The sequence below is a fragment of the Lacrimispora sp. 210928-DFI.3.58 genome (assembly GCF_020554865.1).
Lineage (GTDB): Bacteria > Bacillota > Clostridia > Lachnospirales > Lachnospiraceae > Enterocloster.
Genome location: NZ_JAJCIC010000055.1, coordinates 1 through 17,534, shown reverse-complemented (window position 1 = coordinate 17,534; position 17,534 = coordinate 1). Strand labels below are relative to the sequence as shown.

General features: G+C 51.5%; 14 protein-coding genes. 13 read left to right on the top strand and 1 reads right to left on the bottom strand.

The annotated features are described in order from the left end of the window. Positions 1-405: 405 nt before the first annotated feature. Positions 406-624, bottom strand: coding sequence for a helix-turn-helix domain-containing protein (locus tag LIZ87_RS20500; protein ID WP_227149023.1), 219 nt, complete (start codon positions 622-624; stop codon positions 406-408). 667 nt (positions 625-1,291) lie between these two features. Here LIZ87_RS20500 and LIZ87_RS20495 point away from each other — a divergent pair. From LIZ87_RS20495 to dusB, 13 genes are all read left to right on the top strand, one after another. Then, positions 1,292-2,911 (top strand): mannitol dehydrogenase family protein, encoded by a 1,620-nt coding sequence (locus tag LIZ87_RS20495; protein ID WP_178313278.1) that lies wholly within the window; start codon positions 1,292-1,294, stop codon positions 2,909-2,911. Between the two features lie 184 nt (positions 2,912-3,095). Further along, positions 3,096-4,424: a putative glycoside hydrolase gene (locus LIZ87_RS20490; RefSeq protein ID WP_227149022.1), complete on the top strand. Its 1,329-nt coding sequence runs from the start codon at positions 3,096-3,098 to the stop codon at positions 4,422-4,424. Positions 4,425-4,444: 20 nt separating this feature from the next. Then, a complete protein-coding gene (locus LIZ87_RS20485) occupies positions 4,445-5,011 on the top strand; it encodes a DUF1653 domain-containing protein (protein ID WP_227149021.1) in 567 nt (188 codons plus the stop codon). A 15-nt stretch (positions 5,012-5,026) separates the two neighbouring features. After that, positions 5,027-6,922 (top strand): excinuclease ABC subunit UvrC, encoded by a 1,896-nt coding sequence (gene uvrC, locus LIZ87_RS20480; RefSeq protein ID WP_227149024.1) that lies wholly within the window; start codon positions 5,027-5,029, stop codon positions 6,920-6,922. A 299-nt stretch (positions 6,923-7,221) separates the two neighbouring features. After that, positions 7,222-8,154 carry an HPr(Ser) kinase/phosphatase gene (gene hprK, locus LIZ87_RS20475; protein WP_227149020.1) on the top strand — a complete coding sequence of 311 codons (933 nt, stop codon included), beginning with the start codon at positions 7,222-7,224 and terminating at the stop codon, positions 8,152-8,154. A gap of 16 nt (positions 8,155-8,170) precedes the next feature. Beyond that, entirely contained in the window at positions 8,171-9,085 is a 915-nt protein-coding gene (gene murB, locus LIZ87_RS20470) for a UDP-N-acetylmuramate dehydrogenase (RefSeq protein WP_227149019.1), read from the top strand. Between the two features lie 68 nt (positions 9,086-9,153). After that, positions 9,154-10,023 (top strand): RNase adapter RapZ, encoded by an 870-nt coding sequence (rapZ, locus tag LIZ87_RS20465; RefSeq protein WP_227149018.1) that lies wholly within the window; start codon positions 9,154-9,156, stop codon positions 10,021-10,023. A gap of 36 nt (positions 10,024-10,059) precedes the next feature. Further along, a complete protein-coding gene (whiA, locus tag LIZ87_RS20460) occupies positions 10,060-11,022 on the top strand; it encodes a DNA-binding protein WhiA (RefSeq protein WP_227149017.1) in 963 nt (320 codons plus the stop codon). A 77-nt stretch (positions 11,023-11,099) separates the two neighbouring features. Further along, positions 11,100-11,354, top strand: a complete 255-nt coding sequence (locus LIZ87_RS20455; protein ID WP_227149016.1) for an HPr family phosphocarrier protein — start codon at positions 11,100-11,102, stop codon at positions 11,352-11,354. A gap of 162 nt (positions 11,355-11,516) precedes the next feature. After that, complete coding sequence (locus LIZ87_RS20450; protein ID WP_227149015.1) at positions 11,517-15,002, top strand: DNA polymerase III subunit alpha; 3,486 nt, start codon at positions 11,517-11,519, stop codon at positions 15,000-15,002. 92 nt (positions 15,003-15,094) lie between these two features. Beyond that, positions 15,095-16,069 (top strand): 6-phosphofructokinase, encoded by a 975-nt coding sequence (gene pfkA, locus LIZ87_RS20445; RefSeq protein ID WP_178316609.1) that lies wholly within the window; start codon positions 15,095-15,097, stop codon positions 16,067-16,069. 81 nt (positions 16,070-16,150) lie between these two features. After that, a complete protein-coding gene (locus tag LIZ87_RS20440; RefSeq protein WP_178316608.1) occupies positions 16,151-16,492 on the top strand; it encodes a DUF6145 family protein in 342 nt (113 codons plus the stop codon). A gap of 17 nt (positions 16,493-16,509) precedes the next feature. Beyond that, complete coding sequence (gene dusB, locus LIZ87_RS20435) at positions 16,510-17,463, top strand: tRNA dihydrouridine synthase DusB (protein ID WP_227149014.1); 954 nt, start codon at positions 16,510-16,512, stop codon at positions 17,461-17,463. Positions 17,464-17,534: the final 71 nt, after the last annotated feature.

The window sequence follows — 17,534 nt, the reverse complement described above, 5'->3', positions numbered from 1 at the left end:
TCGCACTACGGCGGAGCGGAATGATGCCGCCAAAGCGGCCCGCCGCAGGCGGAGAATCCTGCGATGCAGGATTCTTTTTACATAGAAAACTCCTTTGGAGTCTCCTATGTAACAAACCGACCGGCAGGATCGCACTACGGCGGAGCGGAATGATGCCGCCAAAGCGGCCCGCCGCAGGCGGAGACGTTTGCAATCGAACTTCTTTTTTTATGTTCAGGGGAAAATGCACAAAAACGGAGGACAGAATTTGTGAACTTTGTGCACACTTTTTTGATACTCTGTGCTATTATAATAGACGTAACCCCCCAATACATTATATAGTTTTTGCTACACCCCATAAGAAACGAAATACCTTCTCCTGAAATGACCGGTTCCCCGACCGGTCATTTCACATGTCCGGATATTTTATAATTTTTGATCGCTCTCGGAGGGGGAATAATAGATGATATCCGTAATCCCACAGTTTAAAATACGGCAGAGATCATTGATGGTGGTGGTGCTTAATGGCTTATTTTTCCTTAAGCGGTCAATGGTAGCGCTGGAGATGCTATGGATATTGATCAATGTATAGGTGGTTTCATTGGAATTTTTCAGAGTGTTCCAGAATGGTTCATATGTAATCACGATGCATCCTCTTTTCTTGAGAGTAGTAGATGGTGGGCATAATTTAAATCAATTATATCTTAAAACCGGATTTTTTCTTGTAAAAGGCGGAATTTACTGATTTATAAGGTGAAAAATAAAGGCAGCCCCATAAATTTCACATATTAAAGAACGCAGGAACAGCCCGGATTTCCCCGGCAAAGGAAACAAAAATTAAAGAAATTGTAAGACAGACTAAGAAAAAAAGCGCTTGCTTTTTTGTGATAAATTTGTATAATAAGAGAACGGATAAAAGATAGGCGCCGGAAAGAGGCACTTATGTACATTCCAGGAGGCAGAGCAGTATGAATGTCAGAAAAGTACTTGGAAGCTTTGCATGGGTCATATTGGCAGCAGCGCTGATATTGATCAATGCAGTGCAGTAAATGAAAGAAATATAAAAATTGGAAAGGACTGGGAAACCAGTCTTTTTTGCTGCAATCAGAAAAATCCTCTGTGCAGGATCCCTATTCATTGTGAGATTGTCAGGGAGATCGTGCGAGCAGAAATGTGAAGTGACCGCAAGTTTTGCAATATAATAAACAAAAAGGGATATGGATTATTTTGACCGAAGGTGGTAAGATAAAGATACGAAATGCAGAACGCAAGCATGAGAGCAATGTAACTATTTAATCAGGAGGGAAAGGTTATGCATTTATTAGACAGCGAACTGAAAAACAGGGAGCAGTGGGAGGCAGCCCAGATTGAACTGCCAAAGTTTGACAGGGAAGCTATGAAGGCAGCAACAAAGGAGTGCCCGCAGTGGGTACATTTTGGAGCAGGCAACATTTTCCGTGCATTCCCGGCAGCACTGCAGCAGAAGCTGCTGAATGAAGGTGTGGAGAAGACAGGTATTATCGTAGCAGAGGGATATGATTATGAGATCATCAAGAAGGCATACCGTCCACAGGATGATCTGAGCCTGTTAGTTACCCTGAAGGCAAACGGAACCATTGAGAAGACCGTGATCGGAAGCCTGGCAGAGTCTCTGACCGTAGACCGTCAGGACGAGGCTGACTGGAGCCGTTTAAAAGAGATCTTCGGAAGCAAGACTCTCCAGATGGTAAGCTTTACCATCACAGAGAAGGGCTACAGCATTTCCACAGCAGACGGATCCTTCCGCCCGGATGTAGAGGCTGACTTTGCAGCAGGCCCGGAGAAGGCTGACAGCTACATCGGAAAGCTGGCATCTCTCTGCTACTGGAGATATACACAGGGTGCAGCTCCTCTGGCCTTAGTCAGCATGGATAACTGCTCTCACAATGGAGACAAGCTGTTTGCAGCAGTTGACGCTTATGCAAAGGCATGGGTAAAGAACGGCCTGGCAGAGGAGGGCTTCTTAGCTTACATTGAGAATCCTGCAAGTGTTTCCTTCCCATGGAGCATGATCGACAAGATCACCCCACGTCCGGATGACAGTGTAAAGAAGATGCTGGAGGACTGCGGCTTCACAGATACAGACAACATTGTTACCAGCAAGAACACCTATGTTGCTCCTTTCGTAAATGCGGAGGAGGCACAGTACCTGGTGATCGAGGATGCATTCCCCAACGGCCGTCCTGCACTGGATCAGTCCGGTGTGATGTTCACCACCAGAGAGACAGTAGAGCGCGTAGAGCGCATGAAGGTTTGCACCTGCTTAAATCCGCTTCATACCACACTGGCCGTATACGGCTGCCTGCTGGGCTACACAAAGATCAGCGAGGAGATGAAGGACGAGGATCTGGTAAAGCTGGTAGAGATCATCGGCTACAAAGAGGGGCTTCCTGTTGTTACTGACCCAGGCATTCTTTCTCCGAAGAAGTTCATTGATGAGGTTCTTCAGATCCGTGTACCGAACCCATTTATGCCTGATACACCACAGAGAATTGCCTGCGATACCTCCCAGAAGCTGTCTATCCGCTTTGGTGAGACCATCAAGGAATACATCGCAAGCCCTGAACTGGATGTGAAGTCCTTAAAGTTCATCCCAATGGTACAGGCTGGCTGGTGCCGTTACCTGCTGGGCGTAGATGATGAGGGCAATACCTTTACCGTAAGCCCGGATCCAATGTACGAGGGACTGGCTGCGAAGCTGGCAGGCGTAAAGGTAGGAGAGGCCTGCGACGTTCACGCAGTACTGCAGCCAATCTTAAGCGATGCAAAGATCTTTGGCGTTGATCTCTATGAGGCAGGACTTGGCGAGTATGTGGAGAGCATCTTCGCAGAGCTGATCGCTGGAAAGGGCGCTGTAAGAGCAACATTGAAGAAGCATCTGGCAGAGGCATAATTGAAAACCATGGAAAGGCCCTGGCGGGAACAGAATAACCTGTTTCCGCCGGGGCTTTTTGCCATATTTTACAGAAAGTGGGGAAACTTAATGAATCTGTAACAAAAAAGACATGATTTATGTACAAACTCCTTAAAATATGCTATGATAGTGGGAACAATGGGGAGAAAGACAGGGGTTACAGATGAAGAGATGGATTGCAGCAGGACTGCTGGCAGCGGCATTGGCGGGCTGTACCAGGTATGAGCCCTCCAGTGAGATCACCGCGGCAGAAGAACAGACGGCAGAGTCAGAGGATGGGACAGTGACGGAGGAAGCGGAAGAAGAAAAAACAGAGGAAGAAGCGCTGATCCTATCCGCATATCCACGGAGAGATCCGGTGAAGGTAAAGGGGATCTATGTGTCTGCCTATGTAGCCGGGACAGGGGAAATGATGGACAGCATCATTGAGCAGATCGATGCAACGGAGCTGAATGCAGTTGTCATTGATGTGAAGGATGATCAGGGACGCATTACCTTTTCCATGGATTCCCCTACAGTGAATGAGATCGGTGCATGCCAGGCCTTTATCGGCGATATGCCGGGGCTTATCAAAAAGCTGAAGGACCACGGCATTTATCCCATTGCCAGGGTAGTGGCTTTCCGTGATCCCTATCTGGCAGAGCAGAAGCCGGAGTGGAGCCTGCATTTGGCGGATGGCAGCATTTACCGTGACAGGCAGGGGCTGGCCTGGGTGAATCCATACAGGAGAGAGGTCTGGGACTATCTGGTGGAGGTGGGAAAAAAGGCAGGGGAAATGGGCTTTGAGGAGATCCAGTTCGACTATATCCGGTTTGCAGTGGACCGTACCATGAAGGATGTGGTATTTGATGAGGCTGATACCCTGGGCCGGGATAAGAAACAGGCGATCACGGAGTTTATTTCCTATGCCTATGAGGAGCTGGCGGGAGAAGGCCTGTTCGTGTCTGCGGACGTGTTCGGAGCTATCATCAAAAGTGGGGAGGATGCGGATTCCGTGGGCCAGGATTATGGGGCCATGGCAGAGCATTTGGATTATCTCTGTCCAATGATATATCCCTCCCATTACGGGCCGGGAAATTTCGGAATTGAGCATCCGGATACCCAGCCTTATGATACTGTTTACCAGGCATTAAAGGGATCGAAGGAGGTTTTGGCTGCCTGCAGGGATGCCGGGGTAGAGGAAAAGCGCCAGGCGGTGGTGCGGCCTTGGCTCCAGGACTTTACAGCCTCCTATCTGGAGCACTATATTGACTATGGAGATGAACAGGTCCGTCAGCAGATACAGGCTGTCTATGACGCGGGATATGATGAGTGGATCCTCTGGGATGCCGGGGTGAGTTATCATTACGGAGGGCTCTTGACGCCAGAGGCAGCAAAAGAGGAAGAAAAGGCGATTGCAGAGTCCAGGGCAGCGGCGGAGCCGGAGAAGGAAGAGCCGGCAGACGTGCAGGATCCCCAGGAAGTGCCAGGGAAAATGAATACAGCTTTATAGAAGGAAAGAGGCGCATAAGAATGGACAGGATACCGGTTCCCGGTGCATTTTACAAGCATTTTAAGAATAAACTATACCAGGTAGTGGCAGTGGCGACTCACTCGGAGACAGGGGAGCAGATGGTGGTATACCAGGCTCTTTATGGGGATTATAAGGTGTATGTACGGCCATTAGACATGTTTTTGAGTCCGGTGGACCGGGAAAAGTACCCGGATGCCTCCCAGACATACCGGTTTGAGCGGGTGATGCCCGGCAGGATCTCTGAGGGCGGCAGCTCCTTTGAGGATGGCAGTATTTCTGAGAACAGTGGTTTATGCCTTTCCCCGGAGCCAGATCCCCAGCCTCAGATGGAGAACCGCTATCTGGACGCCTTTCTGGATGCTTCCGACATAAAGGAAAAGCTGGAGCTTTTAAAGGCCATGGAAGGCCATGTGGGACAGCGGGAGCTGGACTGCATCTGTCTATCCCTGGGGCTTAAGGCAGAGTCAGAGGGAAAGACGGCAGGAGAGCAGCTGGAGGCTATCCGTCAGTCTGTGCTTCTGATGCAGCGCTATGACGGCTCCCATCTGCGCAGGCGGGATTCATAAGGGACGGTGAAGACAGTGTTTGATCTGGAAGAGGAACTAAAGAAACTCCCGGCCAGTCCGGGGGTTTATCTTATGCATAACAACAGGGATGAGATCATCTATATTGGTAAGGCTATCAGCTTAAAGAACAGGGTGAGGCAGTATTTTCAGAGCAGCCGCAACAAGACGGCTAAGATCGAGCAGATGGTATCCCATATCGCATGGTTTGAGTATATCCTGACAGATTCCGAGCTGGAGGCCCTGGTGCTGGAGTGCAACCTGATCAAGGAGCACAGGCCCAGGTACAATACCATGTTAAAGGATGACAAGAGCTATCCCTACATCAAGGCAACGGTGGGAGAGGATTTTCCACGCCTTCTGTTTGCCAGGGATCTGAAAAAGGACGGGCGCAGCAAGTATTTCGGCCCTTACACCAGTGCAGGGGCAGTGAAGGATACCCTGGATCTGATACACAAGCTGTACCGCATCCGCACCTGCAGCAGAAGCCTTCCGAAGGACATCGGGAAGGACAGGCCCTGTCTGAACTATCACATCAAGCAGTGTGACGGGCCCTGCCAGGGTTATATTTCAAAGGAGGATTACCAGAAAAATTTCGGCCTTGCCCTGGACTTTTTGGGAGGCCGGTATGATCCGCTGTTAAAAAAACTGGAGTCCGATATGCAGAAGGCCTCTGAGGCGTTGGACTTTGAAAAGGCCATTGAGTACAGGGAGCTTTTAAACAGTGTAAAGCAGGTGGCCCAGAAGCAGAAGATCACAAGCAGCAGCATGGAGGACCGCGACATTGTGGCAATGGCAAAGGATGAAAAGGACGCAGTAGTGCAGGTGTTTTTTATCCGCGAGGGAAAGCTCATCGGAAGGGACCATTTCCACCTGTCGGTGGCTACGGCAGAGCAGGAGCAGGACATCCTGGACAGCTTCGTAAAGCAGTTCTATGCGGGAACACCTTTTATCCCACGGGAGCTGTGGGTCCAGTATCCGCTGGCAGACCAGGAGATCATCAGCGAATGGCTCAGCGGAAAACGCGGTCAGAAGGTGAAGGTCGTTGTCCCCAAAAAGGGAGAGAAGGAGCGGCTGGTAGAGCTGGCTGCCAGGAATGCGGCCCTGGTGCTGTCCCAGGATAAGGAGCGTATCAAGCGGGAGGAGCTGCGCACCATCGGAGCCATGAACCAGATTGGAGGCCTGATCGGAATTGAAGGCATCCGCCGCATCGAGGCATTTGATATTTCCAATACAAGCGGCGTGGAGTCTGTGGGCTCCATGGTGGTGTATGAGGACGGAAGGCCAAAGCGCAGCGACTACAGGAAGTTTAAGATCAGGACAGTCCGGGGACCAAATGACTACGCTTCCATGGAGGAAGTCCTCACAAGGCGGTTTTCTCACGGCATGGAGGAGGCAAAGGAGCTGGTCCGTGAGGGCGGAGATATCAGAATGGGAAGCTTCACCAGATTCCCGGATCTCATCATGATGGACGGCGGACGCGGTCAGGTGAACATTGCTTTGGAGGTCTTAGACAGGCTGGGGCTCCATATCCCGGTGTGCGGCATGGTAAAGGATGATAATCACAGGACAAGAGGGCTTTACTATGAAAATGTGGAGGTGCCCATTGACAGGCACAGCGAGGGCTTCCGGCTGATCACCAGGATACAGGACGAGGCCCACCGCTTTGCCATTGAGTACCACAGAAGCTTAAGGGGCAAGGGCCAGGTGAAATCCGTGCTGGACGACATCCCAGGTATCGGTCCGGCCCGAAGGAAGGCCCTTATGCGCCAGTTTAAGGATATTGAGGCCATCCGCAGCGCTTCTGTGGAAATGCTGGAGGAGACGCCCCAGATGAACAGGCGGGCTGCTGAAGCTGTATATGCATTTTTCCACAAGGCCCCGGAGGGAGAGAAAATGCATGACAACATGTAAAATATGTGATAGTATGATAGAAAACCTGTATGTGCCCGGCGGTTAGCGCGCTGCCGCACCGTGAAGGTCTGACAGGCACATGGGGAATACCTGGATTTAGTGCCGCCTTGCGGCGGCAGAGTTTTTATAGTAAGCCTGCATGCGCCCGGCAGCGGACGCGCCACCACACCAAGAAAACCTGGCGGGCGCATTTGGCATACCTGAATTTAGTGCCGCGTTGCGGCGGCAAAGTTTTTATAGTAAGCTGAAAGGGGAAGACGTTCCTCTTTTGAATCAGATGAAGGGAGCATAGAGATACCATGCATGGAGTAACAATAACAGAATTTATCGAACGGTTAAAACTTCGCAATACCACGCCGGATATTGACACGGACAAGATCGTGCTGACACATCCTGATGTGAACCGCCCGGCATTGCAGCTCACAGGCTTTTTTGACCATTTTGACAGAGAGCGTGTACAGATCATCGGCTATGTGGAGCAGGCATATATTAATACCATAGAACGGGAAAAGAAGAGGGAGATGTACGATAAGCTCACCTCCAGCCAGATCCCCTGCCTTGTGTTCAGCCGCGGCCAGGATCCGGATGAGGACCTGCTGGAATTCTGCAATTATTACGGCGTTCCATGTCTGGTTTCCGACAAGACCACCTCTGCCCTTATGGCTGAGATCATCCGCTGGCTCAATGTGAAGCTGGCTCCCTGTATCAGCATCCATGGCGTTCTTATCGATGTATTCGGCGAGGGCGTCCTGATCATGGGTGAGAGCGGCATCGGCAAGAGCGAGGCTGCCCTGGAGCTCATAAAGAGGGGACACCGCCTGATCACGGACGATGTGGTAGAGATACGCAGAGTAAGCGATGATACGCTGGTTGGAAGCGCTCCGGATATCACGAAGCACTTTATCGAGCTTCGCGGAATCGGCATCATCGATGTAAAGGCGCTGTACGGCGTAGAGAGCGTAAAGGATACCCAGTCCATCGACATGGTGATCAAGCTGGAGGACTGGAGCCGCGATAAGGAATATGACAGACTGGGCCTGGAGGACCAGTATACGGAGTTTTTGGGCAACCGGATCGTATGCCATACCATCCCCATCCGCCCAGGCCGTAACCTGGCCATCATCGTGGAATCTGCAGCTGTCAACTACCGCCAGAAGAAGATGGGATATAATGCGGCGAAGGAGCTGTACAACCGCGTCCAGGCCAACCTGGGAAAAGCCGGTCAAAATTAGGTAAGCGAGGAAATTCATGTTTGATTTGGAACAGACTCTGAAATCCATACTTGTTTCAGAAAATGCATACCTTCGGATGAATGAGCCTATGGCCCGCCATACCACCTTCCGCATAGGAGGGCCTGCAGGGGCCTTTGTAAGTCCTGGAAATGAGGAGGAGCTGTCAGCTGTCTTAAGGCTGTGCAGAGGCCGCGGACTGCCTTATACGGTGCTTGGGAACGGCAGCAACCTTCTTGTCAGCGACAAGGGCTATGACGGCGTTGTGATCGCCATGGAGGATGGCTTTGCCTGGCGGCGCACAGAAGGCAGCTGTCTCATAGCAGGAGCAGGAGAGCTTCTTAGCCGGGCTGCCAGCCTGGCTCTTGAGAGATCCCTGACAGGATTTGAATTTGCAGCAGGTATTCCAGGAACAGTAGGAGGCGCTCTGGTGATGAACGCAGGAGCCTATGGTTCTGAGATCAAGGACGTCCTTGCCTGGGCAAGGGTCATGACAGAGGAGGGCCGGGTGCTCACCTTATCCGGGGAGGAGCTTGAACTGGGCTACCGCACCAGCTGCATTCCCTCCAGACATTATATTGTCCTGGAGGCAGCCTTCCGCCTGCTGCCGGGAGAGAAGGATGCCATTGTGTCCAGGATGAAGGAGCTGGCAGCCAGGAGAAGAGAAAAGCAGCCTTTGGAATATCACAGTGCCGGAAGCACCTTTAAGCGGCCGGAGGGGTATTTTGCAGGTAAGCTGATCGAGGACGCGGGCTTAAAGGGCTGCCGTGTGGGAGGAGCCCAGGTATCAGAGAAGCACTGCGGTTTTGTCATCAACAGGGACAATGCCACGGCTGCGGATGTGATAGGCCTTTGCAATCATATAAAAGAAAGAGTAAAAGCCATGTCCGGCGTGGAGCTGGAAATGGAGGTAAAGAAGCTGGGAGAATTTTAGACCTGCTGCAGCCTGAAATAGCTGGGAACGGCTGAAGGAAGCCCGGCATTTTGCCATGAGGTATACAGATGAAGCTTGTGATCGTAACCGGAATGTCCGGTGCAGGAAAAACCATTGCCCTTAAGATGCTGGAGGATCTGGGATTCTACTGTGTAGATAATCTGCCCATTTCCCTGGTGGACAAATTTGTCCAGCTGGTGGCAGGGGGCAGCGAGATCACCCAGGCAGCCCTGGGAATCGACATACGAAGCGGTGATGAGATCAGCCAGCTGGAAGCGGTGTTTGAAAACTGGAGAAAGCAGGAGCTGAATTTCCAGATATTGTTCCTGGATGCCAGCGATCCCACCCTGATCAAGCGCTATAAGGAGACCAGGAGGAGCCATCCCCTGGCCGGAACAGGGCGTCTGGACAAGGGCATTGCGAAGGAGAGGGAAAAGCTTGCCTTTTTAAAGAAGGATGCGGATTATATCATCGACACCAGCAAGCTCCTCACAAGGGAGCTGCGCCAGGAGCTGGAGAAGATCTTTATCCAAAATGAGAAATTCAGCAACATGTTCATCACCGTACTTTCCTTTGGATTTAAGTACGGCATACCTGAGGACGCAGACCTGGTATTTGATGTGCGCTTTCTGCCTAACCCCTATTATGTGGAGGAGCTGCGCCCCCTCACAGGAGAGCAGCAGGTAGTACGTGATTATGTGATGCAGGGAGGAACGGCGGAGGCCTTTCTCACAAAGCTTTATGATATGATCGATTTCCTGCTTCCCAATTACATCGGCGAAGGGAAGAACCAGCTGGTGATCGCCGTGGGCTGCACCGGGGGAAAGCACCGCTCTGTCACAGTGGCGGAGGCCCTTTACGGACATTTGAAGGACAGGGGACAGTACGGGATCAAAATGGAGCACAGGGATATTGATAAAGACAGGCGGCTGCAGTGAGCCGCCAGCTTAAAGCAGGGAAGGGTGGTGGCCGCGATGTCATTTTCATCCAGGACAAAGGATGAGCTCTCCAGGCAGTTTCCAGCTGCCCGTCATTGCCAGATTGCAGAGACCGCTGCCATATTGAGTCTCTGCGGACGTGTGAAGATTTCGGCCCTGGATCATTTTTCCATTGAAATACAGACGGAAAATGTGGCAGTTGCAAGAAAATACTTTACATTATTGAAAAAAACATTTAATATAAATACGGATGTCTCGATTCGTCAAAGCGGAAAGCTTACAGGGAATCGGACATATATAGTAGCAGTCAAAGAACATGAGGATGCGTTAAGGGTACTGCAGGCAGTGAAGTTTCTGGACGCCAACGGAGAGGTGGGGGAGGAACTTTCTCTTGTAAAGAACATGGTGGTACAGAATCCATGCTGCCGGAGGGCCTTTGTACGCGGAGCTTTCCTTGCAGCCGGGTCTATCAGCGATCCCGAAAGGTTTTACCACTTTGAGATCGTGTGCGGAACCATGGCAAAGGCAAGACAGCTTCAGGGACTGATCGCTGCTTTTGATATTGATGCGAAGATCGTACTCCGCAAGAAGTACTATGTGGTCTATATCAAGGAAGGCAGCCAGATCGTGGACATCCTGGGAGTGATGGAGGCCTCGGTGGCTCTCATGGAGCTGGAGAATATCCGCATTCTGAGAGAGATGAGGGGTAACGTCAACCGCAAGGTGAATTGTGAGACTGCAAATATAAACAAGACCGTTTCCGCAGCAGTAAAGCAGATGGAGGATATCCGGTATATCCGTGATACTGCCGGACTTGAGTCTTTGCCTGAGAATCTTCAGGAAATGGCAAGGGTGCGTCTGGAACGGCCGGAGGCGACTTTGAAGGAGCTTGGGGAGGCTCTGGATCCGCCGGTGGGGAAATCAGGAGTGAACCACAGGCTGAGAAAGTTAAGCCTTATTGCGGAGGATCTGCGCGGGAAGGCTCCTGCGTCAGATTAGACACTTTACCGGCAGAGACGCCGGGGCGGCGGCGTATCAGGACCGCCGGGCATTCATCAGGAATGAGGAGGATAATTATGGTAAAGAAATTCATTAAGATTGAGTTATCATCCGGGCTGGAGGCCAGACCGGCGGCTATGCTCGTTCAAGTAGCCAGCCAGTATGACAGCAAGATTTATCTGGAGGCAGATGCAAAGCGTGTGAACGCAAAGAGCATTATGGGCATGATGACTCTTGGATTGGTTACAGGTGAGACCATTATGGTAGAGGCAGACGGCAGCGATGAGGAAGAGGCAGTTGCCAGGATCGAGAAGTATCTGCAGAACCACTAGGATCTTTCCCGTGGCTTATATAGATTTGGAAAGGGACCAGACGGCTTTTGGGCTGTCTGGTTTTCTGGTTTTATAAATCTTTCCATTTGTAATGATTTATGCTACACTTAAATATAAACAGATCAAGATGACATATCAGGGATTTTTGTACAGGAGAATTTTATGGCTTTTACACATTTGCATGTCCACACAGAGTACAGCCTGTTGGATGGCTCTTCAAAGATAAAAGAACTGACAGCCAGAGCAAAGGAGCTGGGCATGGACAGCCTGGCGATCACGGACCACGGCGTGATGTACGGCGTCATTGATTTTTACAAGGCAGCCAGGGAAGCAGGCATCAAGCCCATACTGGGCTGCGAGGTCTATGTGGCTCCGGGCTCCCGGTTTGACCGGGAGAATACAAGCGGTGAGGACAGATACTACCATCTGGTGCTGCTGGCTGAGAACAACAAGGGCTATGAAAACCTGATGAAGATCGTGTCCAAAGGCTTTGTAGACGGCTTCTACTATAAGCCCAGGGTGGATTATGAGCTGCTGGCTGCCTATCACGAGGGCATTATTGCCTTAAGCGCCTGCCTGGCAGGAGAGGTACAGCGGTATCTTGCCAGGGGAATGTACGAGGAGGCCCTGCGGTCAGCACGCCGCTATGAGGATATTTTCGGAAAGGGAAATTTCTTTCTGGAGCTCCAGGACCACGGGCTGCCGGATCAGAAAATGGTGAACCAGGGGCTCATGCGCATGAGCAGGGAAACGGGAATGGAGCTGGTGGCCACCAACGACATCCACTATACCTATGCGGAGGATGAGAAGGCCCACGATATCCTTCTGTGCATCCAGACAGGCAAGAAGGTGGCGGATGAGGACAGGATGCGCTACGAGGGCGGCCAGTATTACTGCAAGTCAGAGGAGGAGATGAGGAAGCTCTTCTCCTATGCGCCCCAGGCACTGGACAACACCCACAGGATCGCAGAGCGCTGCAACGTGGAGATCGAGTTCGGCGTGACAAAGCTGCCAAAGTACGAGGTGCCGGAGGGCTTTGATTCCTGGACCTATTTAAACCATCTCTGTAAGGAGGGCTTCAGGACCAGATATCCGGAGGATGACGGTACGCTGATGAAGCGCCTGGAATATGAGCTGGATGTGATCCGCACCATGGGGTATGTGGACTACTTCCTGATCGTGTGGGACTTTATCAACTATGCCAGGTCTCAGGATATCATCGTAGGGCCGGGAAGAGGCTCCGCGGCAGGCAGTGTGGTGTCCTATACCCTGGGGATCACCAATATTGACCCGGTGCGCTATAACCTGCTGTTTGAGCGCTTTTTGAATCCGGAGCGCGTGTCTATGCCTGATATCGACGTGGACTTCTGCTTTGAACGGCGCCAGGAGGTCATTGACTATGTGGTGAGGAAATACGGCAAGGATCAGGTGGTGCAGATCGTTACCTTCGGTACACTGGCGGCCAAAGGCGTTGTGAGGGATGTGGGCCGTGTGCTGGATATGCCCTATGCGGCCTGTGATGCGATCGCAAAGATGATACCTAATGACCTGGGCATGACCCTGGACAAGGCCCTTCAGATGAATCCTGACCTGAAAAAAGCCTACAATGAGGATGCCCAGATAAAATACCTTATTGACATGTCAAAGCGTCTGGAGGGCCTTCCGCGGCACACCTCCATGCATGCGGCGGGAGTGGTGATCGGCAGCCGTTCCATTGACGAGTTTGTACCCCTTTCCAGAGCAGCAGACGGCACCATTACCACCCAGTTTACCATGACGACCATTGAGGAACTGGGGCTTTTAAAAATGGATTTCCTGGGCCTTCGGACACTGACTGTGATCCAGAATGCGGTGCGGCTGGCTGAAAAGGACTATGGGATCACCATTGACATTGACCACATTGATTTTAATGACAAGCAGGTACTGGACTCCATCGGAACTGGCAAGACCGAGGGCGTGTTCCAGCTGGAAAGCGGCGGGATGAAGAGCTTCATGAAGGAGTTGAAGCCGGAGAATCTGGAGGATATCATTGCCGGCATTTCCCTGTACCGTCCGGGGCCAATGGACTTTATCCCCAGGTACTTGAAGGGCAAGAATGATAAGAGCTCCATCACCTATGAATGCCCGCAGCTGGAGCCGATCTTAAGCCCTACCTATGGCTGTATCGTGTACCAGGAGCAGGTGATGCAGATCGTCCGCGACCTGGCGGGCTACACCATGGGGCGCAGCGACCTGGTACGCCGCGCCATGAGCAAGAAGAAGACTTCGGTCATGGAAAAAGAGCGCAGGAACTTTGTCTATGGAAATGAGGCAGAGGGCGTAAAGGGCTGTGTGGCAAACGGGATCGATGAGAAGACGGCAAACCATATCTATGATGAGATGATCGATTTTGCAAAATATGCCTTCAACAAGTCCCATGCAGCGGCCTATGCAGTGGTATCCTACCAGACAGCTTATTTAAAATATTATTATCCAAAGGAATTTATGGCAGCTCTCATGTCTTCGGTGATGGACAATGTGAGCAAGTTTTCAGAGTACATCCTGACCTGCAGGCGCATGATGGGGATCACGGTCCTCCCGCCGGATATCAATGAGGGGGAGAGCGGCTTTTCTGTGTCAGGTGAGTCCATCCGCTACGGGCTTTCCGCCATTAAGAGTGTGGGCCGCCCTGTGGTGGATGCCATTCTGGAGGAAAGAAAAAGCGGCGGACTGTTCCGGTCCATGGAGGATTTTGTGGGCCGTATGACAGGCAAGGAGGTCAACAGGCGTACTCTGGAGAATTTTATCAAATCAGGGGCCATGGATTCTCTTCCGGGGACAAGGCGGCAGAAGATGGCAGTTGCCCCCACTCTCCTTGAGACAAAGGCAAAGGAGCGAAAGAACGGCTTTGAAGGCCAGCTGAGCCTTTTTGATATTGCGCCGGAGGAGGACAGGAGTGAGTATCAGATTACCTTCCCGGATGTGGGGGAATACTCAAAAGAGGAGCTTCTTGCGTTTGAAAAGGAGATTTTGGGCGTTTACATCAGCGGACATCCCTTAGATGACTATGAGGCGGCCTGGAGGAAGAATATTACGGCCACAGCAGCTGATTTTGTGGTGGATGAGGAGACGGAACGGGCAGTTGTCCAGGACGGCTCAAAGGTCACCATAGGAGGCATGGTAGCAGGAAAAACGGTGAAAACCACAAGAACAAACCAGCTCATGGCTTTTATCACTCTGGAGGATCTGATGGGTTCTGTGGAGGTCATTGTATTTCCGAAGGATTATGAGGCCCACAGGGAGCTGTTTGTGGAGGATGCAAAGCTCTTCATCCGGGGGCGGGTCTCCATCGGCGATGACCCGGTAGGAAAGCTGGTGTGTGAGCAGGCAGTTCCCTTTGATGCCGTTCCAAAGGAATTATGGATCCAGTTTGATAATAAGGAGCATTACCAGGCAGGAGAAGGGAGGCTTTTGGAGCTTTTAAGGACCAGCGAGGGAAAGGATAAGGTGATCATTTACCTGAAGGCAGAGCGGGCAAAGAAAATCCTGCCTGCCAACTGGAATGTCCAGGTCACAAAGGAGCTTCTGGGAGTACTCCGGGCACAACTTGGTGAAAATAATGTCAAAGTAGTAGAAAAAGAGCTTGAAAACCAACGTAAAATGCATTAGAATAGCGTTGGGTGTAGAGTGGGAAATGGAACAAGCAATGAACGCACAAGGGAGGATATCCCGGAGTGCTTAATACAAGGAGGTAAATTGCTATGGCAAAGGCAGTAAAGACCATTGGAGTTTTGACAAGCGGCGGCGATGCTCCGGGAATGAATGCAGCAATCCGCGCAGTGGTACGTATGGCGATCAATAAGGGACTGAAGGTAAAGGGCATCATGAGAGGCTATGCCGGCCTTCTGGACGAGGAAATTATTGATATGGATACCACCAGCGTTTCTGATATCATTAATACTGGCGGAACCATTCTCTATACGGCCAGATGTAAGGAATTTACCACACCGGAGGGACAGCAGAAGGGTGCTGATATCTGCCGCAAGCACGGAATCGACGGCATCGTGGTGATCGGCGGCGACGGCTCCTTCAGAGGCGCAGGAAAGCTTTCTTCCCTGGGCATCAATACCATCGGACTTCCGGGAACCATTGACCTGGATATCGCATGTACGGATTACACCATCGGTTTTGACACCGCAGTCAATACAGCAATGGAGGCAATCGATAAGATCCGCGATACATCCACCTCTCATGAGCGCTGCAGCATTATCGAGGTTATGGGGCGCAACGCAGGCTACATTGCATTGTGGTGCGGCATTGCCAACGGCGCAGAGGATATCCTTCTTCCTGAGCGCTATGACGGAGATGAGCAGGCTCTGATCAACAGGATCATTGAGAACCGTAAGAGAGGCAAAAAGCATAATATCATCATCAATGCAGAGGGCATCGGACATTCCGGCTCCATGGCAAAGCGCATTGAGGCAGCTACGGGCATTGAGACAAGAGCCACGATCCTGGGCTACATGCAGCGCGGCGGTATGCCTACCTGCAAGGACAGAGTGTACGCTTCCATCATGGGCGCTACGGCTGCAAAGCTTTTAGCAGAGGGAAAGAGCAACCGTTTGGTGGCTTACAGACACGGCGAGTTTGTGGACTATGATATCCAGGAAGCGCTGAACATGACAAAGGATATCCCAGAGGACCAGTACGAGATCGCAAAGGCATTGGTACGTTAAGGAAAGTTATCAGAAGAAGGAAGAGGGTATGGCAGGAGAGCAATGTGCTGGGGCTGTACCCCCTTTTTGCGGAGATAGAGTATGATGGATACGGTGGTGCTCTGCGGAGCCAGCTCTTATGAGCAGAAATATTATTTTAATCAGGACTTTGATTCCCTGCCCCAGGCAGTGAAGGATGAGCTCCATATCATGTGCGTTCTTTACACAGAGGATGTGGGCGGAGTCCTGACGCTGGAGTTTGACGACAAGGGAAATCTGGAATTTAAGGTTGCAAGCGATGAGGGGGATTACCTCTTTGATGAGATCGGCAGCGTGTTAAAGATCAAGCAGTACCAGGAGGAGAAGAGGGAGCTTCTGGAATCTCTGGAGCTTTATTACAGGACCTTTTTCCTGGGAGAAGATACAGAGTTTGATCTGGAATAGATAGATGGAAATACGATATGAAGCTTACAATAGGAAACACCATTCTTGATAACAATGTGATACTGGCGCCTATGGCAGGGGTTACAGACCTGCCATTTCGTTTACTTTGCCGGGAGCAGGGCTGCGGCATGGCTGTGACGGAGATGGTAAGCGCCAAAGCCATTCTTTATAAAAATAAGAATACAAAGGAACTTTTGGAGGTCGCTCCGGGAGAGGGCCCTGTGGCAGTGCAGCTCTTTGGCTCAGATCCTGATATCATGGCGGAGATTGCCAGGCAGCTGGAGGAGGGGCCATATGCAGCCATTGACGTCAACATGGGCTGTCCTGTGCCAAAGATCGTGAACAACGGTGAAGGCTCCGCTCTGATGAGGGATCCGGCCCTGGCTGGGAAGGTCCTGTCGGCCATGGTAAAGGCGGTAAAAAAGCCTGTGACAGTGAAATTCCGCAAAGGCTTCCGGGAAGAGGAGGCCAATGCAGTGGAGTTTGCCAAAATGGCAGAGAGCTGCGGCGTGGCGGCTGTGGCTGTCCATGGGCGGACAAGGGAGCAGTATTATTCCGGAAAGGCAGACTGGGACATCATCCGCCGGGTGAAGGAGGCAGTGAGCATTCCGGTGATCGGAAACGGCGACATTTTCACGCCGGAGGATGCCGGTAGAATGCTTAGGGAGACTGGCTGTGACGGGATCATGATAGCCAGAGGAGCCAAAGGAAATCCCTGGCTCTTTAAGCGGGTCATCCATTACCTGGACACAGGGGAGGTGCTGGAGGGGCCTTCCACGGAGGAGATACAGGAGATGATACTCCGCCATGGAAGGATGCTTTCCGATTATAAGGGCGAGAAAACTGCCATGAGGGAGATGCGCGGCCATATGGCCTGGTACACAAAGGGAATGCCCCATTCCGCTTCCCTGAGAAATGAGATTAACCAGGTGGAAACACTGGAAGGGCTTGCGGAGCTGCTGGCCAGGTAACCGTTCAGATGGCGGCCGGGAGGGCGTCTGGCGCTCCGGTTTCGGACATAAGAAGCACTAAGACACCTGAT

What these genes read in the sequence shown, in the direction of transcription:
- murB (WP_227149019.1), top strand. Translation starts at nt 8,171, where the DNA reads ATGTTTGATTTGGAACAGACTCTGAAATCCATACTTGTTTCAGAAAAT.
- hprK (WP_227149020.1), top strand. Translation starts at nt 7,222, where the DNA reads ATGCATGGAGTAACAATAACAGAATTTATCGAACGGTTAAAACTTCGC.
- LIZ87_RS20440 (WP_178316608.1), top strand. Translation starts at nt 16,151, where the DNA reads ATGATGGATACGGTGGTGCTCTGCGGAGCCAGCTCTTATGAGCAGAAA.
- LIZ87_RS20455 (WP_227149016.1), top strand. Translation starts at nt 11,100, where the DNA reads ATGGTAAAGAAATTCATTAAGATTGAGTTATCATCCGGGCTGGAGGCC.
- dusB (WP_227149014.1), top strand. Translation starts at nt 16,510, where the DNA reads ATGAAGCTTACAATAGGAAACACCATTCTTGATAACAATGTGATACTG.
- LIZ87_RS20450 (WP_227149015.1), top strand. Translation starts at nt 11,517, where the DNA reads ATGGCTTTTACACATTTGCATGTCCACACAGAGTACAGCCTGTTGGAT.
- pfkA (WP_178316609.1), top strand. Translation starts at nt 15,095, where the DNA reads ATGGCAAAGGCAGTAAAGACCATTGGAGTTTTGACAAGCGGCGGCGAT.
- LIZ87_RS20485 (WP_227149021.1), top strand. Translation starts at nt 4,445, where the DNA reads ATGGACAGGATACCGGTTCCCGGTGCATTTTACAAGCATTTTAAGAAT.
- whiA (WP_227149017.1), top strand. Translation starts at nt 10,060, where the DNA reads ATGTCATTTTCATCCAGGACAAAGGATGAGCTCTCCAGGCAGTTTCCA.
- LIZ87_RS20490 (WP_227149022.1), top strand. Translation starts at nt 3,096, where the DNA reads ATGAAGAGATGGATTGCAGCAGGACTGCTGGCAGCGGCATTGGCGGGC.
- LIZ87_RS20495 (WP_178313278.1), top strand. Translation starts at nt 1,292, where the DNA reads ATGCATTTATTAGACAGCGAACTGAAAAACAGGGAGCAGTGGGAGGCA.
- rapZ (WP_227149018.1), top strand. Translation starts at nt 9,154, where the DNA reads ATGAAGCTTGTGATCGTAACCGGAATGTCCGGTGCAGGAAAAACCATT.